At 70.5% G+C, this 21,260-nt stretch carries 18 protein-coding genes and 1 other RNA gene; 7 read left to right on the top strand and 12 right to left on the bottom strand.

Translation table 11 applies throughout. The features are described from left to right. Positions 1-10: 10 nt before the first annotated feature. From murD to arsH, 10 genes are all read right to left on the bottom strand, one after another. A complete protein-coding gene (gene murD, locus AO398_RS21245; RefSeq protein WP_058194183.1) occupies positions 11-1,375 on the bottom strand; it encodes a UDP-N-acetylmuramoyl-L-alanine--D-glutamate ligase in 1,365 nt (454 codons plus the stop codon). 207 nt (positions 1,376-1,582) lie between these two features. After that, positions 1,583-2,668 carry a phospho-N-acetylmuramoyl-pentapeptide-transferase gene (mraY, locus tag AO398_RS21250; RefSeq protein WP_058194184.1) on the bottom strand — a complete coding sequence of 362 codons (1,086 nt, stop codon included), beginning with the start codon at positions 2,666-2,668 and terminating at the stop codon, positions 1,583-1,585. Positions 2,669-2,757: 89 nt separating this feature from the next. Then, on the bottom strand, positions 2,758-4,209 hold the full coding sequence (locus AO398_RS21255) for a UDP-N-acetylmuramoylalanyl-D-glutamyl-2,6-diaminopimelate--D-alanyl-D-alanine ligase (protein ID WP_058194185.1): 1,452 nt from the start codon (positions 4,207-4,209) through the stop codon (positions 2,758-2,760). Positions 4,210-4,228: 19 nt separating this feature from the next. Continuing rightward, positions 4,229-5,689, bottom strand: coding sequence for a UDP-N-acetylmuramoyl-L-alanyl-D-glutamate--2,6-diaminopimelate ligase (locus tag AO398_RS21260; RefSeq protein ID WP_058194186.1), 1,461 nt, complete (start codon positions 5,687-5,689; stop codon positions 4,229-4,231). A gap of 10 nt (positions 5,690-5,699) precedes the next feature. Continuing rightward, complete coding sequence (locus AO398_RS21265) at positions 5,700-7,655, bottom strand: penicillin-binding protein 2 (protein ID WP_058194187.1); 1,956 nt, start codon at positions 7,653-7,655, stop codon at positions 5,700-5,702. A gap of 6 nt (positions 7,656-7,661) precedes the next feature. Further along, on the bottom strand, positions 7,662-8,075 hold the full coding sequence (locus AO398_RS21270) for a hypothetical protein (RefSeq protein WP_058194188.1): 414 nt from the start codon (positions 8,073-8,075) through the stop codon (positions 7,662-7,664). After that, a complete protein-coding gene (gene rsmH, locus AO398_RS21275; RefSeq protein ID WP_058194189.1) occupies positions 8,072-9,142 on the bottom strand; it encodes a 16S rRNA (cytosine(1402)-N(4))-methyltransferase RsmH in 1,071 nt (356 codons plus the stop codon). The genes AO398_RS21270 and rsmH overlap by 4 nt, the downstream gene beginning before the upstream one ends. A 417-nt stretch (positions 9,143-9,559) precedes the next feature. Continuing rightward, an RNA gene (gene rnpB / locus AO398_RS21335) (RNase P RNA component class A) lies at positions 9,560-9,958 on the bottom strand. Positions 9,959-10,010: 52 nt separating this feature from the next. Continuing rightward, a complete protein-coding gene (locus AO398_RS21280; RefSeq protein WP_058194190.1) occupies positions 10,011-10,451 on the bottom strand; it encodes a VOC family protein in 441 nt (146 codons plus the stop codon). 130 nt (positions 10,452-10,581) lie between these two features. Then, positions 10,582-11,328 carry an arsenical resistance protein ArsH gene (gene arsH / locus AO398_RS21285; RefSeq protein ID WP_058194191.1) on the bottom strand — a complete coding sequence of 249 codons (747 nt, stop codon included), beginning with the start codon at positions 11,326-11,328 and terminating at the stop codon, positions 10,582-10,584. A 50-nt stretch (positions 11,329-11,378) separates the two neighbouring features. On the opposite strand from arsH, the gene AO398_RS21290 reads away from it, so the two are divergent. The 6 genes from AO398_RS21290 to AO398_RS21315 all read left to right on the top strand — a co-directional run bounded on the left by AO398_RS21290 (position 11,379) and on the right by AO398_RS21315 (position 19,892). Then, entirely contained in the window at positions 11,379-11,729 is a 351-nt protein-coding gene (locus AO398_RS21290) for a metalloregulator ArsR/SmtB family transcription factor (RefSeq protein WP_058194192.1), read from the top strand. Then, positions 11,722-12,162, top strand: coding sequence for an arsenate reductase (glutaredoxin) (arsC, locus tag AO398_RS21295; RefSeq protein ID WP_058194193.1), 441 nt, complete (start codon positions 11,722-11,724; stop codon positions 12,160-12,162). Before AO398_RS21290 ends, arsC begins: the two co-directional genes overlap by 8 nt. A 27-nt stretch (positions 12,163-12,189) precedes the next feature. Next, positions 12,190-13,485: an arsenic transporter gene (locus AO398_RS21300; protein WP_058194194.1), complete on the top strand. Its 1,296-nt coding sequence runs from the start codon at positions 12,190-12,192 to the stop codon at positions 13,483-13,485. A gap of 4 nt (positions 13,486-13,489) precedes the next feature. Next, positions 13,490-14,677, top strand: coding sequence for an MFS transporter (locus AO398_RS21305; protein ID WP_058194195.1), 1,188 nt, complete (start codon positions 13,490-13,492; stop codon positions 14,675-14,677). A gap of 80 nt (positions 14,678-14,757) precedes the next feature. Continuing rightward, a complete protein-coding gene (gene pepN / locus AO398_RS21310) occupies positions 14,758-17,379 on the top strand; it encodes an aminopeptidase N (protein WP_058194196.1) in 2,622 nt (873 codons plus the stop codon). A gap of 179 nt (positions 17,380-17,558) precedes the next feature. Continuing rightward, positions 17,559-19,892, top strand: a complete 2,334-nt coding sequence (locus tag AO398_RS21315; RefSeq protein WP_058194197.1) for a PAS domain-containing sensor histidine kinase — start codon at positions 17,559-17,561, stop codon at positions 19,890-19,892. Between the two features lie 8 nt (positions 19,893-19,900). Here AO398_RS21315 and AO398_RS21320 read toward each other — a convergent pair whose 3' ends face one another. Then, positions 19,901-20,155 carry a hypothetical protein gene (locus AO398_RS21320; RefSeq protein WP_058194198.1) on the bottom strand — a complete coding sequence of 85 codons (255 nt, stop codon included), beginning with the start codon at positions 20,153-20,155 and terminating at the stop codon, positions 19,901-19,903. 152 nt (positions 20,156-20,307) lie between these two features. Here AO398_RS21320 and AO398_RS21325 point away from each other — a divergent pair, with 152 nt between their 5' ends. Further along, positions 20,308-20,592: a hypothetical protein gene (locus AO398_RS21325; protein WP_058194199.1), complete on the top strand. Its 285-nt coding sequence runs from the start codon at positions 20,308-20,310 to the stop codon at positions 20,590-20,592. A 9-nt stretch (positions 20,593-20,601) separates the two neighbouring features. Here AO398_RS21325 and AO398_RS21330 read toward each other — a convergent pair. Beyond that, positions 20,602-21,260 (bottom strand): GNAT family N-acetyltransferase (locus AO398_RS21330; RefSeq protein WP_152997594.1); only part of this gene is annotated, 659 nt, incomplete at its 5' end.

Consider the following 21,260-nt stretch of genomic DNA (forward strand, 5'->3'; position numbering starts at 1 on the left):
ATCGATCCCTTCAGGGAAGCGCCTGCACCAGCTCTCGGAACCGGTCGCCCCGAATTTCGAAATTGCGGAACTGATCGTAGGAAGCGCAGGCCGGCGAGAGCAGCACCACCGGCTCCGGGGCACCGGAGGCGGCGGCGTTCTCGGCGGCCTTGGGCACCGCGACCTCCAGGGTCTCGCACCGGGTGTAGGGCACGACGCCTTCGAGCGTCGCCGCGAAGGCGTCCGAGGCCGCGCCGATCAGGTAGGCGTGGGCGACCCGCTGGAAATACGGCACCAGCGGGAAGATCCCGCCCTCCTTGGCCTTGCCGCCGAGGATCCAGTGGATGTCGCGGAAGGCGGTGAGCGCCTTCTCGGTGGAATCCGCGTTGGTCGCCTTGGAATCGTTGACGAACAGCACGGCGCCGCGCCGCCCGACCGCCTCCATCCGGTGCGGCAGCCCCGGGAAGGACGAGAGGCCGGCCTGGATCTCTTCGCCCGTGAGGCCGAGGGCACGGGCGACCGCCACCGCCACGGCGGCGTTCTGCCAGTTGTGGGCGCCGCGCAGCGACCCGATGCCGGTGACATCGGCCAAAGCCGTGCTCTCGGGATCGCGGACGATGCCGTCGCGCACCGTCAGGGCGTCGGCGCACAGCGCGTCACCGGTGGGCACGTGAACCCGCACGAGGTCGCTCGCGCGCCGCTCGGCGATGGCCCGGCTCGGACCGTCGTCGATGCCGATTACCGCCAGGCCCGATCCAGAGATCAGGCGCTCCTTGATGGCGGCGTACTGCTCCATGGTGCCGTGGCGGTCGAGATGGTCCGGCGTGATGTTCATCAGCACGCCGACCGTCGGGTCGAGGCCCGGTGTCAGGTCGATCTGGAACGACGACATCTCGATCACGTGGATCCGGGCCGCGTCCGGCGGCGCCAGCGACAGGATCGCGGTTCCGATATTGCCGCCCATCTGCACGTCGCGCCCGGCCTGGGCGAGGACATGGGCGATCAGCGCCGTGGTGGTCGACTTGCCGTTGGTGCCGGTGATCGCGACGAACGGCGCCCCGGGCGCCCGCACCCGGCGCTCCCGGCAGAACAGCTCGATATCGCCGATGATCTCGGTGCCGGCCTCGCGGGCGAGCCGGACGGTCCAGTGCGGTTCCGGATGGGTCAGCGGCACGCCGGGGCTGAGCACCAGGGCGGCGAAACCCGACCAGTCGGCCTCGCGCAGATCCTGCGTGCCGATACCCGCGTCCCGCGCGCGCGCCACGCTGTCGGCATTGTCGTCCCAGGCGACGACCTCGGCGCCGCCGGCTTTCAGCGCGGTGGCCGTGGCCAGCCCAGAGCCGCCGAGCCCGAACAGGGCGACCTTTTGGCCTTCGAAAACGGTGACGGGGGTCATGGACGGCTCGGGATGCGATGACGGCAATCGGCCGATCCCACCCCGACCCGTCGTCCTGAATTGCCCGCGTCAGCGGGCTTTGACGGAGCCCTCCAGGGATCGCGCGGCCGGCTGGAGGGCTCCTTCAAGGCGCCCGCTTCGCGGCCGCACCTCAGGACGAGGGCCCGATTGGGATCGGCCTATCTGCGGACAATCTAGCACATATTCTCAGCGCAGCTTCAGGGTCGCCAGGCCGGCGAGCGCCAGGATGACCGCGATGATCCAGAACCGGATCACGACCTGCGGTTCCTTCCAGCCCTTCTGCTCGAAATGGTGGTGGATCGGCGCCATTCGGAAGACGCGCTTGCCCGTGAGCTTGAACGAGGCGACCTGGATGATCACCGACATCATCTCCAGCACGAACAGGCCGCCGACGATGGCCAGGACGATCTCGTGCTTGGTCGCCACCGCGATGGTGCCGAGCAGGCCGCCGAGCGCGAGGGAGCCGGTATCGCCCATGAAGATCTGGGCCGGCGGCGCGTTGAACCACAGGAAGCCGAGGCCCGCCCCGATCACCGCGCCGCAGACCACGGCGAGCTCGCCGCTGTCGCGGACGTAGTTCACCTGGAGGTAGCTCGCGGTGAACGAGTTGCCGACGAGATACGCGATGATCCCGAAGGTGCCGCAGGCGATCATCACCGGCACGATCGCCAGCCCGTCGAGGCCGTCGGTCATGTTCACCGAATTGCCGGCGCCGACGATCACGAACGCCCCGAACAGGGCGTAGAACCAGCCGAGGTTGAGCAGCGCGTCCTTGAAGACCGGAAACGCGAGCTGGTTCTGGAGGGCGGCGGGCGAGTAGACCGAGACGATCGTGCAGGCCGCGATGGCGATCATTGCTTCCAGCGACAGCCGGAACTTGCCGGAAAAGCCCTTGTGGGACTGCTTCGTCACCTTGAGGTAGTCGTCGTAGAAGCCGATCGCCCCGAAGCCGAGGGTGACGGTCAGGGTCACCCAGACGTAGTGATTGCGCGGGTTGGCCCAGAGCAGGATCGCCACCACGGCGCCCGCCAGGATCATCAACCCGCCCATGGTCGGCGTGCCGCGCTTGGTCAGCAGATGGGTCTGCGGCCCGTCTTCGCGGATCGGCTGGCCCTTTCCCTGGCGCAGGCGCAGCAGGGAGATGATCCAGGGCCCGAACCAGAACACGAACAGGCCCGCCGTGAACAGCGCGCCGCCGGTGCGGAAGGTGATGTAGCGGAAGACGTTGAGCGGCGAAAACGTGCCACTCAGTTCCGAGAGGAGGTACAGCATCCGGGCGCTCGGCCCCTTTGTTCAGGCGCGGGTTTCGGGGGGCGGCACCGATCGTCGCGAACGCTCGGGCGTGCCGATCATGGGGCGGATCACGGGGCGGCGGCCAGTCCGCGCCGGGCCGGGTCGACCGCGTAGCGGGCTTTGAGCACATCGACAATCCGCCCCATGCGGCTGCCGTTCGATCCCTTGACCATCACGGCGTCGCCGGACCGCAGGTTGCGGGTCAGCGGCTCGATCAGGTCGGCGGCAGTGTCGGCGACGCCGCCGCGGCGGCTCACCGGCAGCGCCTCGAATAGGTTGCGCATCAGCGGCCCGGAGGCGAAGACCAGATCGATCCGCGCCGCTTCGATCGCCTCGGCGAGGCCGCGATGCAGATCGGGGGAGGCCGCGCCGAGCTCCAGCATGTCGCCCAGCACCGCGATGCGGCGGCCGCGCGGGCCGGTCTCGATGCCGGCGAGCGTCGCGATCGCCGCCCGGACCGAGGCCGGGTTGGCGTTGTAGCTCTCATCGACCAGGTAGGCTGTGCCACCGTCGATCTCGAGGGCGGTGCGCTCGCCGCGCCCGACCGGCGGGGCCAGCCCGGCGAGTGACAGGGCCTCGCCCGCGAGGTCGGCGCCGAGCGCATGGACTACCGCCATCACGCCGAGGGAATTCAGGGCCGCATGCCGCCCGGCGGTGCCGAGCTTGTAGGTGACGGGCTGGCCCATCACCATGGCGTCGACGACCGACAGGTCGGGGCGCAGCACGATCTTGTGGGCGCGCACGTCGGCCTCCGGGTGCTCGCCGAAGCTGATCACCCGGCCGGCGCGCGAGGCGCGCGCATGGGCGAGCAGGCGCTCGAAATGCACGCTGTCGCGGTTGAAGATCGCGACGCCGCCGGGCTCGAGCCCGGAGAAGATCTCGCCCTTGGCGTCCGCGATCGCCGAGACCGAGGCGAAATGCTCGATATGCACCGGCTCGACCGTGGTGATCAGCGCGATGTCGGGGCGGACCTGGGCGGTCAGCGGCACGATCTCGGCCGGGTGGTTCATGCCGATCTCGAACACGCCGTAGCGGGTGGAGCGCGGCATCCGGGCGAGCGTCAGAGGCACGCCCCAATGGTTGTTGTAGGAGGCCGCCGAGGCGTGGGTCTCCCCCTGCGCGGTGAGCACGTGGCGCAGGGCCTCTTTGGTCCCGGTCTTCCCGACGGAGCCGGTCACCGCCACCACCTGGGCGTCGGTGCGCGCCCGGGCGGCCTCGCCCAGACGCGTCATCGCGGTCAGGACCGGGGCGGCGGCGCGCTCCGGGACCGCCAAGACCGGACCGTGCGCCGACAGGTCTGCGGCGTTGACCTCGCTGATCACCGCCGCGCCGGCTCCACGTCGGAGTGCGTCGGCGACGAAGTCGTGGCCGTCACGGGCCTCGCCTCGGATTGCGAAGAACAGGTCGCCGGGCTCGATCGTGCGGGTGTCGATCGAGGCACCCGTGATCGGGCGACTTCCGCCGATCAGGCGCCCGCCGGTGGCGGCTTCGAGCGCGTCGCGGGTCCAGAGTGCAGTCATGGTCGGTCCCCGGTCACCGTCACGCTGTCGCCTCGGCGATGGCGGCCCGCAGGACCTCGTGGTCCGAGAACGGCAGGGTGCGATCTCCCACGATCTGGCCGGTTTCATGGCCTTTGCCGGCCACGACCAGCACGTCGCCGGGTCCGAGGCGGCGCACGGCTTCATGGATCGCCCCCGCCCGGTCGCCGATTTCCTGAGCCTTCGGAGCGGCTTCGAGGATTGTCCGGCGGATCGCCGAGGGATCCTCGGTGCGCGGATTGTCGTCGGTGACGATGACGGTATCGGCCAGCCGCTCGGCGATCGCACCCATGAGCGGGCGCTTGCCCCGGTCGCGGTCGCCGCCGCAGCCGAAGACGACCATCAGGCGTCCGGACGCGAACGGCCGCAACGCGGTCAGGACGCTCTCCAGCGCCTCGGGCTTATGGGCGTAATCGACGAGGCACAGCCCGCCCCGCGCCTCGCCGATCCGCTCCATCCGGCCCGGCACGCCGGTGAGGTGATCGAGGGCCGCGAACACGCCGTCCGGATCGGCGGCGCCGGCCCGTGTGGCGAGCGCCAGCCCGGCCGCGACGAGGGCATTCGCGACCTGGAAATCGCCGACCAGCGGAAGACGCACCGTCCGGGTCACGCCGTCATGCAGGAGCGTCACGGCTTGCGCGAAGCCCTCGGTCTGCGCCGAGACGAGGCGGATTTCCGTTCCCGCGCGCCCGACCGTGCGGACCGGCCGGCCCGCACCCTCGGAAGCCGCGATGACCTGATCGGCATACGCCCCGTCGGTGTTGACGATCGCCGGGCAGCCTTCCGGCAGCAGGTCGGTGAACAGGCGCAGCTTGGCCGCGAGGTATTCCTCGATGCTCGCGTGGTAGTCGAGATGATCGCGGCCGAGATTGGTGAAGCCCGCAGCCGTGAGCCGCACGCCGTCGAGGCGGCGCTGTTCGATCCCGTGTGAGGACGCCTCCATGGCGAGCTCGGTCACGCCCTCGCGGGCGAGCCGGGCCAGGGTCTGGTGCAGCGTGACGGGGTCTGGGGTCGTCAGCGAGCCGTATTCCGCACCGCGATTGGTGACGATCCCGACGGTGCCGAGGCTCGCCGCGTCGCGGCCGAGGCGGGCCAGGATCTGGCGCACGAAATCCGCGACCGAGCTTTTGCCTGCCGTACCGGTGACCGCGACCACGGCTGCGGGCTGCGCACCGGCGAGCCGGGCGGCCGCGAGCGCCAAGGCCCGGCGGGCATCCGGAACCGCGATCCAGGCGACGGACGCGGGCAGGTCGGCGGGGCGATCCCCCTCCCCGGCCACCGCAACGGCGCCGCGTCCGGCGGCTTGGGCGGCGAACAACCGCCCGTCGGCCTTCGTGCCCGGGACGGCGACGAACACGCTCCCCGGCGCCACCTGCCGGCTATCGGCGGTCAGCGCCGTCACCGTCAGGTCGGCGGTCGGACCGGTGGCCTCCGGGAAGAGATCGGCGAGCCGGGCGGTCATCGCTGCACCATCATGGGCCGCCGAGCTGGTTGATGTGGTAGGCGTTGAGCTTGACCATCTGGGGGAACGGCCGTACCGGCGGCTCGAACTGCGGTGGCAGTCCGAGGATCGGGGCGACCCGCTCGATCACCTTGCCGGTGACCACGCCCGAGTTCCAGGCCGCGGTGGCGTAGCCGCCCGATTCCGGGAGACCCTGCGGCTCGTCCATGATCGTCACGAACAGGTATTTCGGGTCGTTCATCGGCGCCGCCGCCATGAAGGTCGTGAACAGGCGGTTGTGGATGTAGCGCCCGCCGATCACCTTCTCGGCCGTGCCGGTCTTGCCGCCGACGAAGTAGTACGGGATCGCCGCCTTCTTGGCCGAGCCCTCGGCGGCGTTCAGGCGCATGATGTAGCGCATCGCCTCGGAGGTCTGGGCCGAGAGCACGTGCGTGGCGCGGGCCTTGTCCTCGGGGGCAGCCTTCAGGAAGGTCGGGGTGATCAGGTCGCCGCCATTGGCGATCGCCGCCACCGCGGCCGCGGCCTGGATCGGTGCCACCGCGATGCCGTGGCCGAACGCGATGGTGATCGTGTTGATCTCGGTCCAGCGGGACGGGACGATCGGGGCCGCGCTCTCGGGCAGCTCGGTCCGCAGCCGGTCGAGCAGGCCCATCTTCTTCAGGAAGGCCTTGTGGCCGGGTACGCCGACGCCGAGCGCCATCTTGGCCGAGCCGATGTTGGAGGAGTGCGTGAACACCTCCGGCATGGTGATGACCCGGTTGGTGCCGTGATACTCGTGGATCTTCTGCCGGCCCCAGTTCAGCACGCCGCCGCGGGTGTCGAAGGTCGAGTTGACGTTGTACTTGCCGGAGTCGAGCGCCATGGCCAGCGTCATCGCCTTAAAGGTCGAGCCCATCTCGTAGACGCCGACATTCATGCGGTTGATGCGGTCGGGCGAGAGCGCGTCCTTCGGGTCGTTCGGGTCGAAGTCCGGCATCGAGACCAGGGCGATGACCTCGCCGGTCTTGACGTCAAGGATCATCGAGGCGCCGGCCTTGGCCTTGAAGTGATCGATGCCCCAGGCCAGCTCGTCGCGCACGGCGAACTGGGCGCGCAGGTCGATGGAGAGCTGCACCGGCTTCAGGTCGGCCTGCTTGTTGACCAGCCCGAAGCTGTTGAGCGCCTGCAGGCCGGTGGAGTCGATGTACTTCTCCATGCCGGCGATGCCGACGCCATCGAGGTTGGTCGCCCCGAGGATGTGGGCGGCGGCTGTGCCGTTCGGGTAGACCCGCTTGTGGTCGGGCAGGAAGCCGATGCCCGGGATGCCGAGCCGGTGGACCTCGGCCTGCTGCTTCGGCGTCAGCTCGCGCTTCACCCAGACGAAGCCCGCGCCCTTCTTGTCCTTGCGCGAGGACAGCTTGGCGCGCAGCTCCGAGGCGTTCAGTTCCGGCAGGACCGCGGTGAGCAGCTCGACCGCCTCGTCCTTGTCGTAGATGTTGCCGGGCTCGGCGAAGACCGAGACCGTGCGGATGTCGGTGGCCAGGATCTCGCCGTTGCGGTCGACGATGTCGGGCCGGAACGCCGTCGAGGAGGCGGCCGCGACCCGGTGCTCCTGGCTGGGCGGATCGCCGAACACGGCCATCATCAGGAGCTTGGCCGAGATCGTCCCGAACACCCCGACGAAGACCAGCCCGACCAGGGCGACGCGCATATGCGAGCGCTCGATGGCGAGCCGGAACATGCTCCGCACGAACGCCTTGGCGCGGGCGGCACGCAGGTCCGGATGCACCGCCCGGGTGGCGGCCTCGAGGGCGGCCGCATCGTGCTCGGACACGGCGTAGCACGCCGCATCGTGAGCCGGCGCCTCGTGCGCCGACGCCTCTTGGGCCGACGCCTCTTGGGCCGACGCATCTTGGGCCTGTGCGTCGTGCTCCGAGATCTGCGTCTCGGCTGCCGCGTCTCTGGTGTGGTCGGCGTCTTCGGACACGGGTGATTACCTCGAAGCGGTATTCGGGGTGCGGGTCGTGGTGACGGTGCGGGTGATCGCGCCGGTGGTGCGCGGCTCGATCCCGCCCTTGTCTTTCGGCGTCGCGGTCGCAGCGAGCAGCCGGCCGATCTCGTCGCCGCGCTCCGGGCGGGCTGGCAGGTCCGACAGGCGGGCCAGGTGGCTGGTCCCGATCGGCTCGAGGGCCAGGTGCTTGTCCACCGCGGCCTGCAATCGATCCGGCCGGGTCAGCAGCTGCCACTCGGCGCGCAGCACCGCGATCGCCTGACGCTCCTTGTGGAGCGCCGTCTGCAGCTTCGAGACCTGACCGCCCTGGTAGAGCGTGTCGTACTTGATCGAGTAGGCGTAGATCGCCGAGGCCACGAGGCCGGCGACCGCCAGGAGGTTCAGCAGGCGGATCATCGGCGATGGCCCCCGCGGGCGGCTTCGGGCAGGCTCGCGAGCGCGTGGAGCGCGGCGAGCGGTTCGGGCGTCTCGGATTCGGTGCGCTCCGCGGCCCGGAGCTTGGCCGAACGCGCGCGCGGGTTGCGGGCCGTCTCGGCCTCGCCCGGTAGGACCGGACCCTTGGTGACGAGGCGGAAGCTGCGGATCGTCTCGGCGGGGCCGCCCGGCAGGTGGCGCGATCCCTGGGCGGATCTGCCGCTGCGGGCGGCGAAGAATTGCTTGACGATCCGATCCTCGAGGGAGTGGAACGTCACCACGGCCAGCCGTCCGCCCGGGGCGAGGATCCGCTCCGCGGCGTGGAGCGCGCGCACCAGCTCGCCGAGCTCGTCGTTGACGGCGATCCGCAGGCCCTGGAACGTCCGGGTCGCCGGGTGGATGTGGCTGCCGGGCTCGGCCCAGACCACGCTGGCGATCAGTTCGGCGAGCTGGGCGGTGGTCTCGATCCGGCCGCGGCGGCGGGCCTCGTGGATGGTCCGGGCCACGGCGCGCGAGCGCCGCTCCTCCCCGTAATGGTAGATGATGTCGGCCAGCACGGTCTCGTCGGCCTCGTTGACGAGGTCGGCGGCGCTCGGGCCTTCATTGCCCATGCGCATGTCGAGGGGGCCGTCGTTGCGGAACGAGAAACCCCGCTCCGGTGTATCGATCTGCATCGACGAGACGCCGATATCGAGCACCACCCGGTCCGCCCGGGGCTCGCCGGCCTCGCTGAGCAAGGCGTCGAGATCGCCGAACCGGCCGGGGACGAGGCGCAGGCGTCCACCAGCCTCGGCGACCAGGGGCTGACCGTCGGCGATCGCCGTGGGATCGCGGTCGATGCCGATCACGCGCAGCGTCGGATCGGCCGCCAGCAGGGCGCGGGTGTAGCCGCCGGCCCCGAAGGTGCCGTCGACGGCGAGGCCGCCGTCGAGTTTGAGCGACTCGACGACCTCGTCGAGCAGCACCGGCACATGCGGCTGGTCGGATGCGGCGATGCCGGCGCGGTGCGCGGCGGGGGCCGTCTCGGCCGGGGGGCGGCGCCGAATCATGCGCGCCTCGCCGGGCCGATACGGGGACAGTCGGGATTTCGGCGCGATCCGGGGTCTCCGGCGCGGATGCGGCTCGTGCGTCTCATGGTGCCCTGTGCCGGGCCGCGCGAGCGCGGCGCGCGTGACGGGAACGGCACCGGATGCAGAGCGCGCGAAACGCCGCGCACGGACGGGACCTGCACCTGTGCAGGTTACGCCCGGCGATCCGATACACGCCGTTGACGGGAGGATGCCGGGTATCATGGGCCTCGGAGGATCGTCAACGCGCGAGCCTGGCGTTGGCGAGCCGACCGATCTGACCCCGGTACGGTTAACCGAAGGTTTTTGCCGGGCGCGAATTTTGCGCCTCTTGGGGCCCATGGGCACAGGCGGTGGGTGCAGGCGTCGGAAGCCTGGGCAGCGCGCTCATCGGATGGTGGGATCAGCCGGCCTATAAGCCGGGTTCTGTAAGGCCGGAGCGCTCGCGCGCGCCGACGTGGCGGCCATTCCTCTGGGACGGTCGTTGCCGACCGCCTCGAGCAACCAACCCGGGCGACTGGCCTGGAGAGCGGGCCTGCCCTTCTCGCGAAGGGCGCGCCGCCCCTATTCGGTCTTGCTCCCGGTGGGGTTTGCCGTGCCGTCCGCGTTGCCGCGTCCGCGGTGCGCTCTTACCGCACCCTTTCACCCTGACCCCGGACGCATCCGGGGCGGTCTGCTCTCTGTGGCACTGTCCCTGGGGTCGCCCCCGCCGGACGTTATCCGGCACCGTCTCTCCATGGAGCCCGGACTTTCCTCCCCGGACGCTGATGCACCCGGAGCGGCCGCCCGGCCGGCTGATCCGCGGGCAGATGCGCCCGCGCCGCCGTCCGGGTCAAGAGTCGCGCGTCGATTACCAGCTGCCGGTGTTCTCCATCGAAGCCCAGGGCTCCTGCGGCTCCTTGGCGGCGCCCTTCTGCAGGATCTCGATCGAGATCCCGTCCGGCGACTTCACGAAGGCCATGTAGCCGTCGCGGGGCGGACGGTTGATCGTCACGCCCTTGTCCTTCAGCTGCGCGCAGAAGGCGTAGATGTCGTCGACCTGGTAGGCGAGGTGCCCGAAATTGCGCCCGCCCGAATAGGTCTCCGGATCCCAGTTGTAGGTCAGCTCGATCAGCGGCGACTTGCTCGCCTGCGCCCGCTCGACATCCCCCGGGGCGGCCAGGAAGACCAGGGTGAAGCGGCCCTTCTCGTTCTCGACGCGGCGGACCTCCTTGAGGCCGAACGTATCGACGTAGAAGGCGAGCGCCCGGTCGAGATCGGCCACCCGGACCATGGTGTGCAGGTATTCCATCAGGCGGCTATCCCTTGAGTTGGGGCGAGGACTGTCACGACGTCCTCGGCAGAAACGGACATGACCGGCCGGGCCGGTCGGTGTCCTAGCTAGAGCGCGCTTCCTCGGCCGAGTAGGCTGCCCGCGTCGGTCACGGCTTCCCGATTCCGATATCGGCCGCCACGGCCTGCAGCCGCTCCGGCGCGCGCTCCTTCCGCTCACTGTAGCGGTCGACGAGGAAATCGGCCCGCTCGCGGGTCAGCAGCGTGAACTTCATCAGCTCCTCGCAGACATCCACCACGCGCTCGTAGAGCGGGCCCGGCCTCATCCGGCCGGCCTCATCGAACTCCTTGTACGCCATGGGTACGGAGGATTGGTTGGGAATGGTGATCATCCGCATCCAGCGGCCGAGCAGGCGCAGGCTGTTGACCGCGTTGAAGCTCTGCGAGCCGCCCGAGACCTGCATCACCGCGAGCGTGCGTCCCTGGGTCGGCCGCACCGATCCCTCGCTGAGCGGCAGCCAGTCGATCTGGCTCTTCATCACGCCGGTGAGGGTGCCGTGCCGCTCCGGCGAGACCCAGACCTGGCCCTCCGACCAGACCGAGAGCGCGCGCAACTCCTGCACCTTCGGGTGGTCGGCGGTGGTGTCGTCGGGCAGCGGCAGGCCGTGCGCGTCGTAGATCCGGACCTCCCCGCCCATGGCTTCGAGGAGGCGCGCCGCCTCGTAGGCGAGGAAGCGGCTGAACGAGCGCGCCCGGAGGGAGCCGTACAGGATCAGGAAGCGCGGCGCGTGCGGGAATGGCTGCGCCACCGCGAGCTGCGCTGCGTCCGGCACCACGAAATGCGACCGGCTGAGATGCGGGATGCCGTCGGCGAAGGGCTGTTCGGGCTTGTCCACGTAGGCGCTGTCTCGTATATTCAAAATATCGTTTGAATGTTGAAACGAAAATGGATGAACCGCAAGCCCTGGCGGCCTTCATGGCCCTGGGCCAGGAGCACCGGCTGCGGGCGCTCCGGGCGCTGGTGAAGGCCGGGCCGGACGGGATGGCCTCCGGGGCGTTGGCCAATGCCATTGGGGTCTCCGCCTCGACCATCTCCTTCCACCTGAAGGAGCTGCAGCAGGCCGGGCTGATCGGGTCCCGCCGGGCTGGGCGCTCGATCATCTACAGCGTCGCCTATCCGGTCCTATCCGGCCTTATCGAATTTCTCATGACGGATTGCTGCCAGGGGCATCCGGAGATCTGCGCGCCCGCGCTGGCCGCTTGCGGCCCCAGACCCAACGAGGTGGACCATGCCTGATCGCGCCTTCGACGTGGTGATCTACCACAACCCAGCCTGCGGGACCTCGCGCAACACCCTGGCGATGATCCGCAACGCCGGCATCGAGCCGCACGTGATCGAGTATCTGAAGACCCCGCCGGCGCGGGCGCTGCTGAAGCAGCTCCTGACCCGAGCCGGCTTGTCGGTCCGCGATACCCTGCGCGAGAAGGGCACGCCCTATGCCGAGCTCGGCCTCGGCGACTCGGCTCTGACCGACGACCAGCTGCTGGATGCCATCCAGGCGCACCCGATCCTGCTCAACCGGCCGCTCGTGGTCAGCCCCAAGGGCGTCCGGCTGTGCCGGCCCTCCGAGCTGGTGCTCGAGCTGCTGCCGCGCCAGCAGGGCGCGTTCATCAAGGAAGACGGCGAGCCGGTGGTCGACGAAGTCGGCCGCCGCGTCGGTCTCGCCTGAGCCGGCGCCGGAAAGAGTCCCGCCTGCATGCTCGCGTTCGCCATCTTCGCCGTCACCCTGGTGTTCGTCATCTGGCAGCCGGGGGGATTCGGGATCGGCTGGAGCGCCCTCATCGGTGCGGGTGTCGCCCTCGCCACGGGGGTGATCCAGCCGGCCGACGTGCCGGTAGTCTGGCACATCGTCTGGGACGCGACCTTCACCTTCGTCGCCCTGATCATCATCTCGCTGCTGCTGGACGAGGCCGGTTTCTTCCATTGGGCGGCTTTGCATGTCGCCCGCTGGGGCGGCGGGCGGGGCCGCCTGCTGTTCCCCCTGGTGATGGTGCTCGGGGCCGCCATCGCCGCGGTCTTCGCCAATGACGGTGCGGCGCTGCTGCTGACACCGATCGTGCTGGCGATCTTGGTGAAGCTCGATTTCAAGCCGGCCGCCGCGCTGGCCTTCATCGTCGCCTGCGGGTTCGTGGCGGACTCCACCAGCCTGCCGCTGGTGATCTCCAACCTCGTCAACATCGTTTCGGCCAACGCCTTCGACATCCCCTTCGGACGCTACGCCGCCGTGATGGTGCCGGTCGACCTGGTGTCGCTGGCCGCGACCCTGGTGGTGCTGGGACTGTATTTCCGGACGGCCGTGCCGGCGACCTATCCGGCCGGGCTGCTCGAACCGCCCCGCGACGCGATCCGCGACCCGCTCCTGTTCCGGGCGGCGTTTCCGCTGCTCGGCCTGCTGCTCGTCGCCTATTTCGTCACGGCGCCGTTCGGGGTGCCGGTCTCGGCGGTCACCTGCGCGGGTGCGGCGACGATGGTGACTCTGGCTTGGCGGGGCGGCGTCGTGCCGATCCGCAAGGTGCTGGCTGGCGCGCCCTGGCAGATCGTCCTGTTCAGCCTCGGGATGTACCTCGTCGTCTACGGTCTCCGGAATGCCGGCCTCACCGACGCGCTGGCGCGCGGCCTGGTCTGGATCGCCGGATACGGTCCGCTCGCGGCGACGCTCGGGGCGGGCTTCGGCGCCGCGATCCTGTCTTCCATCATGAACAACATGCCGAGCGTGCTGATCGGCGCCCTGGCGATCCAGCAGGCGCCCGACCTGTCGCCGCTGATGCGCGAGCTCATGATCTACGCCAACGTGATCGGCTGCGACCTCGGCCCGAAATTCACCCCGATCGGCAGCCTCGCCACGCTGCTGTGGCTGCATGTGCTGGCCAGCAAGGGCTACCGGATCGGCTGGGGCCAGTACATGCGGGTCGGCCTTGTGATCACGGTGCCGGTGCTGCTTGCCGCCCTGCTGGCGCTGGCCCTGTGGCTGCCCGTGCTCGGGACAAGCTGATCCCGTGACCGACCGGACCCGCCGTTGGCCGGTGATCTGCGCGCTCGGCGTGGTGCAGATCCTCGCCTGGGGCTCGACCTACTACATCCCTGCGGTGCTGGCCGAGCCGATCGCCCGCGACACCGGCTGGTCGCTCGCCTGGATCGTCGGCGGCCTGTCCATCGGCCTGCTGGTGGCGGCCATTGTGTCGCCGCGGGTGGGCGCTGCCATCCAGCGGCACGGGGGGCGGCCGGTCCTGGCCATGGCGGCCCTGCTGCTGGCCACAGGCCTCGCGGTGCTGGGCCTTGCCCCGACGCTCCCGGTGTTCCTGGCCGGCTGGCTGATCCTCGGCCTCGGCATGGGGTGCGGCCTGTACGATCCCGCCTACGCCACCCTCGGGCGGCTGTACGGGTCCGAAGCGCGCTCCGCGATCACGGCCCTGACGCTGGTGGGCGGGTTCTCGAGCACCGTCTGCTGGCCGCTCTCGGCCTTCCTCGTCGCCCATATCGGCTGGCGGGGGACGTGCTTCGCCTATGCCGGGCTGCACCTCGCGGTGACGCTGCCGCTGGTGCTCGCCCTGATCCCGTCGGCCCCGCCCCGGGCGGTGCCGGAGACCGGTCGGGCGCGGCCGGTCGTGCCGCTGGAAGCGTGGCAGGCCCGGGCCGTCCTGCTGATGGCGGGGATCCTAGTGCTTGGCGGCACCATCATGGCGCTGGTCTCGGTCCACCTGCTGACCCTGCTCCAGGCTCGCGGCATGACCCTCGCCGCCGCGGTCGCGTATGGCGGCCTGATCGGGCCGTCGCAGGTCACCGCGCGGCTGATCGAGATCGCCAACCGCGGCCGGCATCACCCGCTTTGGACCCTGACCGCCGCCTTCGTGCTGGTCGGACTGGGTCTTGTGCTGCTCGCATCCCATGGGCCGGTGATCGGCTTGGCGCTCGCCATCTACGGGGCCGGAAATGGGGTCTACTCGATCGCGCGGGGCACCGTGCCCCTGGTCCTGTTCGGCCCCGAGCACTACGCCGGGCTGGTCGGCCGGCTGGCCCGGCCCGGTCTGGTGGCCCAGGCCCTGGCGCCCCCGCTCGGCGCGTTCCTGCTGGTCCGGATCGGGCCCGACGCCCTGTGGGGCCTTCTGGCGCTGCTCGCTGCGGTCAATCTCGGGCTGATCGGGGGGCTGTGGCGGTTGAAGGCCGTTGCTGCAGAATCCCCCTGACTGCAAGCGCCGCGGCCGCGTTGCGCCGGGCTCCGCAAGGGACCAGAACGGGCCCGAACCCGATCCGGAGAGAGAGCCGAATGCGCACCGAGACGCCGCCGCTGATCCGCCTGGAGGAATACCGGCCGAGCGACTACCTGATCGACCGCGTCGATCTCGACATCCGCCTCGACCCCCACGCTACCCGGATCGACGCGACCCTGGCCCTGCGCCCCAACCCGGCCGGCCGCGCGGGCGCGCCGCTCCATCTCGACGGCGACGACCTCCGGCTGGTCTCGGCAGACCTCGACGGCGTGGCCCTGGCGGCCGACGCCTACGCGGCGACGCCATCGGGCCTCAGCCTGCACGCCCCGCCGCGGCAGCCATTCGTCTTGCGCCTGGTCACCGAGATCGATCCGACCGCCAACACCAAGCTGATGGGCCTCTACCGCTCGAACGGGGTCTACTGCACCCAGTGCGAGGCCGACGGCTTCCGCCGGATCACCTATTTCCTGGACCGCCCCGACGTGATGGCGGTCTACACCACGCGCATCGAGGCGGACCGGGCCGAGGCACCGGTGCTGCTCGGCAACGGCAACCTGGTCGAGTCCGGTGCCGTCGGCGCGGACCGGCATTTCGCGGTCTGGCACGATCCGCACCCGAAGCCCGCCTACCTGTTCGCCCCGGACGTCGCCCGGCTCGGCAAGGTCGAGACCCGCTTCACCACGATGGAGGAGCGCGCCGTCACCTGCGCCGTCTATGTCGAGCCGGGCAAGGAGGCCCGCGCCGACTACGCCCTCGATGCCGTGATCCGCTCGATGCGATGGGACGAGACCGCCTTCGGCCGTCCCTACGACCTCGACGTGTTCAACGTGGTCGCCGTGTCCGACTTCAACATGGGCGCCATGGAGAACAAGGGCCTCAACATCTTCAACGACAAATACGTCCTGGCGAGTCCCGAGACCGCGACGGACGGGGATTACGCGGCGATCGAGGCAATCATCGCTCACGAGTATTTCCACAATTGGTCGGGCAACCGCGTCACCTGCCGGGACTGGTTCCAGCTCTGCCTCAAGGAGGGGCTGACGGTCTTCCGCGACCAGGAATTCTCCTCCGACATGCGCTCCCGGCCGGTCCACCGGATCTCCGAGGTTCGCTCCTTGCGGGCGCGTCAGTTCCCAGAGGATGCCGGCCCTCTGCGCCATTCGGTGCGGCCGCGGGCCTATGCGGAGATCAACAACTTCTACACGGCGACCGTCTACGACAAGGGCGCCGAGATCGTCCGGATGCTGCGCACGCTCATCGGCCCGGAGGCGTTCCGGGCCGGCATGGATCGCTACTTCGCCGACAATGACGGCCGTGCCGCCACCGTCGAGGATTTTCTGGCCGCCTTCGCGGCGGCCGCCGCCGGCGACCTCTCGGCCTTCGCCCGCTGGTACGAGCGGCCTGGCACGCCGCGCCTCTCCGTCGCCATGGCCTACGATCCGCAGACCGCCCGCTGCACCCTGCGCCTCGCCCAGAGCCTGCCGGGCGAAGCCGGCCAGGACGCGCCACCCCTGGTGATCCCGGTGGCGCTCGGCCTCGTCGGCGCTGCGGGACCGCTCACGGGCGCCGCCGGCCCGGATGTGCAGGACGGAGTCTACATCCTCGATCGGGCTGAAGCCGAGATCGTGTTCGACAACGTCACCGAGGAGCCGGTGCCCTCGCTGCTGCGCGACTTCTCGGCCCCGGTGCGGCTCAATTTCGAGCTCACCGACGCCCAGCGCATGCGGCTGCTCGCGCAGGACAGCGACCCGTTCAACCGCTGGCAGGCGGCGCAGGACGTCGCTCTGCGGTTGATCCTCGACCCCGATCCCGCCCGGGCCGACGCCTTCTCCGAGGCGCTGGGGCGCTTCCTCGACGGCGAGGCGCTGGCCGATCCGGCCTTCGCGGCCCTGGTCCTCGCCCTGCCGAGCGAGGGCGAGGCTGCCGATGCCCTGCAAGCGGACGTCGATCCGGACGCGATCCACCGGGCGCGGTTCGACTTGCGGGCGCGCCTCGGCCGGGCCCTCCGGCCGCGCCTGGAGCACCTCGACGCCGCTCTCGCGCCGGCCGATGGCGCGGCCTACAGCCCGGACGCAGCCTCGGCCGGGCGCCGGTCCCTGCGCAACGCCGCCTTCGACCTGATCGCAGCCGGCGATCCCGAAGCCGGGGCGGTGCGCGGGGCGGAACGCCTGGCGAACGCCACCAACATGACCGACCGGCTGGCGGCGCTCGGTACCCTGGCGCTGATCCCGGGCCAAGCCCGGGAGGACGCGTTCGCGGCCTTCGCGGAACGGTTCGCGGACGAGCCGCTGGTCCTCGACAAGTGGTTCGCCATCCAGGCGCAGATCCCCGAACCCGGCACCCTGGAGCGAATCACGCGCCTCAAGGCCCATCCAGCCTTCACCATGACCAACCCGAATCGGGTTCGTGCGCTGATCGGAAGTTTCGCGTTCGGGAATCCGTCCCAGTTCGCTCGGCCGGACGGGGCCGGTTTTGCGCTCGTCGCCGACACCGTCGCGTCCCTCGATTCGATGAACCCACAGGTTGCCGCGCGGCTGCTGACGGCCTTCGGATCGTGGCGTCGGCTTGAAAAATCGCGGGCCGGCAAAGCCGGCGAAATGCTTAATCGAATCAAGGCGATCCCAGGCCTCTCACGGGACTCTGCCGACATCGTCGCGCGCACCCTTGGAGGCGGCTAACCTATTGGATCTGCGGTAGAAAACGATTCTGTGGCCGAGTCGTAGCGCAGGGGTTGCGTCAAGGGCGAATGGTAAAAAATCCGTGGACAAGCGCCCCTCGAAGATGGTTGTATCCAGTCAGATTCGGGGGGCGCGAGACGCCGCGGACGGATCGCAGTTCCCATGGGTGAGGTTCGGCCATGCCGGAGGCGGCTTCCGCTTCCTTCTCCGCGCGTGCGGAATCGAGTCTCGCCGTTTCCTGGCCGATGCGCGTCCGGGATCCGCGGCTCGGTCTGGTCGAGCGGTGGCTGCGCTACGCCGTGCCCGGCATCCTCGCGGTGTTCCTGGCCTGCCTGGTCGGTCTCGCGGCGCTCCACATCCAGGGTCAGCGGGCCGAGATCCTGGCCGGCGCCAAGGCCGAGGTCGAGGGCTTCGCGCGGCTGGCCGCGAGAGCGATCGCACCGGCCGGCCGCCGGGCCTCCGATCTGCGCGTCCTGATGCCGGAGAGCGAGCGCCATCCGGGCCGGCGCCTCCTCCTGGTGCGGCCCGATGCCCGGATCGCCGCCGCCCACCCGCCCCTTCCCGCCGACGCCACCACCCTGGCCCAGGTGCTCGGCGACAGCGAGCCGCTCTCCGGCCTTGGCGAGCGCGCCGGCGCCATGGCCCTCGACCTGCCCGGCGGCGAGAGCGTGCTCGCCGCCATCCACAGCTTGCCCAACGGGGCCGGTCAGGTCGCCGTGCTCCAGCCGATCGAGCCGCTGATGCGCGGCTGGAGCGCCCGCGCCCGGGACCAGATCGTCCTGGTCGCGGCCGCGATCCTGGTGATCGTCGGCGTCGGCCTGGCCTACGGGCTGCAGAGCCGGCAGGCGGCCCGGGCCGACCGCGCCCGCGAGCAGATCCGGGGCCGGCTGGATGCCGCCCGGCGCCGCGGCGCCTGCGGGCTGTGGGACTGGGACATCGCCCGAGGCCGGATCTACTGGTCCGATTCCATGTATGCCCTGCTCGGCTACCAGCGGCAGCACGAATATCTCTCCTTCGGAGCGGTGAACGCCCTGGTCCATCCCGACGATGGCGATCTCTACAGCCTCGCCCGCGGCCTCGCCGCCGCCCAGACCTGCGTCGACCACGCCTTCCGGATGCGCGGCGCCGACGGCGCCTATGTCTGGCTGCGCGCCCGGGCCGAGGTCATGCCCGATGCCACCGATGGCGGGCGCCACCTCGTCGGCATCGCCACCGACATCACCGAGCAGCGCGCCCTGGAGGAGACCAACGCGGCCTCCGACATGCGCCTTCGCGACGCCGTCGAGGCGATCTCGGAGGCCTTCGTCCTCTGGGATACCGGCAACCGGCTGGTGCTGTGCAATTCGAAGTTCCGCCACCTCCACGCCCTCAGCCCCGAGGATGCGCAATCCGGACGGAGCTACACCGACGTGATGGGCCGGGGCGTGCTGCCCCAGGTACGCCGGGAATCCCCCGAGGCCGGCCTCGCCCTCCCCGGCATGGCCGCCCGGACCTTCGAGGCCGAACTCACCGACGGCCGCTGGCTCCAGATCAGCGAGCGACGCACCAAGGATGGCGGCTACGTCTCGGTCGGGACCGACATCACCAGCCTGAAGCGCCACCAGGAGCAACTTCAGGCCTCGGAGCGCGAGCTGATCGAGACCGTCAAGGACCTCAAGCGCTCCCGCCGCACCCTCGAGCTCCAGACCCAGCAACTCGCCGACCTCGCCGAGCGCTATCTCGACCAAAAGGCCGCCGCCGAGGCCGCGAGCCAGGCCAAGTCCGAGTTCCTGGCCAATATGAGCCATGAGCTGCGTACGCCGCTCAACGCGATCATCGGCTTCGCCGATGTGATGGAGAACGCGGTTCTCGGCCCCCTCGGCACCCCGCGCTACACCGAGTATTGCCGCGATATCCGTGAGAGTGGCTCGCACCTGCTCTCGATGATCGACGACATTCTCAACATGGCCCGTCTCGAGGCGCGTCGGGTGCGGCTGAATCCGCGGGCCATTCCCGCCGAAACCGCCGTCACCTCCGCACTCGGGCTGGTCGAGGCAGCCGCCCGTGAGAAGGGGATTACCCTCGGTCTCGACGTGCAGCCCGGAATCGATCTGCTGGCCGATCCGAGCGCGATGCAGCAAATCCTGGCCAACCTCGTCCAGAACGCCGTGAAGTTCACGCCGGCCGGTGGCCGCGTGGCGGTCCGCGTCCGCCGGGCGGGCGCCAGCACCCACCTGTTCGTCGAGGATAGTGGCATCGGCATCCCGCGCGCCGACCTCGCCCGGCTCGGCCGGCCGTTCACCCAGGTCGAGGCGCAGATGACCCGCAGCCACAAGGGTTCGGGGCTCGGGCTCGCGATCACCCGTTCCATGGTCGAGCTGCATGGCGGTTCCCTGCGGATCCGCTCCGAGGAAACGGTCGGCACCGTCGTTCTGGTACGCCTGCCGGCTCCGACGCCCGAGCAGAAGGATCGGTCCGCGCCCGCTCGTGCCACGGCGTCCCGGCCGGGCGCCCGTCGGCCCGTCGCCGCCTGAGGCTGCGCTCACCGCCGCGGATCGAGCCCGCCCGATCGCGCGAGGCGGCCCTGCTCCACCTGCCAGCGCGCATCCGCCACCGCCCGGGCCAGACGCCGGATCCGCCAGCGGCGGTAGAGGGTCAGCAGGACAGGGCCGCCGAGCCCGGCCTCATGATGCCGCAGGCGCCGCAGCAGGTCCGGCAGGACCGCCGCCGCCGCATCGGCGGTGGCGATCTCGATGGCCCGCAATTCGGCCCGGAAACCCGCTTTCCAATCCTCCATGGCGACCCGGGCCTCCGCGGTGAGGCGTCGTCCGGGACGAGGGGTCGGGGGCTCGCCCGCGACACGGATGCGCCCCCGAGAACGCGCGTCCCCGACCGGCGTTTCCCGTTCAGAGGGTCTGCGATGCGGATCGACCATCGACGAGACGATCCATGCGCTCTAGGACCAGCCTCCGCCTCACCCTCGCGGGCTTGCTCGGGCTCTCCGCGGCCCCGGCCTTCGCCCAGAGCGTCGGCTACGCGACCGGCTTCCCCGGCAAGGACCCGGCGGGCGACGAGGAGATCGGCTGGGGCCCGGCCTATCGCCCGGAGACGAGCTTCGCCCAGCCCGGCACGCCGCCGACCCCCGGCCAGATTGCCGGCCGCGCCTACCGGGCCCGGACCGGGCACGGCGTTTACGATCAGGTCCAGGGTGAGGGTCCGTACCGCAACCGATAGGGCCGCGTTTCAGCGCCGCCGCAAAGCCCGCTTGGCTGTGGCCCGGGCCTGGTGCTCGAACCGGGCCAGCCGCAGGCGCCGCTCCAGGGTGAGGCCGTGATTCCCCGGCGGCAGGGCGATGATCTCGGCGACGGGAGTCCGCTCGCGATAGAGGCTCTCCAGGGCCGAACCCTCGAGCGTCGCCGAGTCGAGTGTGTCCGCAAAACCGGTCTCGTGGCAGGCGCGCACGATCTCGGCCTCCAGCAGCAGGCCGGGGGCGTGGCTTCGCAGATCCTCGTCGTAGGCCGTCTTCAGGAGCGTCGCGGTGCCGCCGCCGACCAGGGCGAGGCTGATCGCGATCGATCGTCCGTCGAGAGTCAGGGCGTCGGCCCGGACGCTAATCGGACCCGATGCCTGGCCGAACAGGGCGTGGGCCAGCGCGGCCGTGTCCGCCCGGCAGGCCATGGCGGTGCCGGCCTGACCCTTCCAACCCTTCTGCTCGAGGCTGAGGAAATCCGCCACCAGCCCCGCCAGTTCCCGACCGCCCGTGGCGCTGGCATGGGCGACGGGACCGATCTCCGCGAGCCGGCGGGCGCGACGGCGCAGATCCTTGAATCGAGACCGGTTCGGGTGTCCGGCAAGGGACGCGTGGTGATCCGCCCGGCGGGCCCACCCCCGACGCTCGAACG

The organism is Methylobacterium sp. GXS13, assembly GCF_001455965.1.
Lineage (GTDB): Bacteria > Pseudomonadota > Alphaproteobacteria > Rhizobiales > Beijerinckiaceae > Methylobacterium.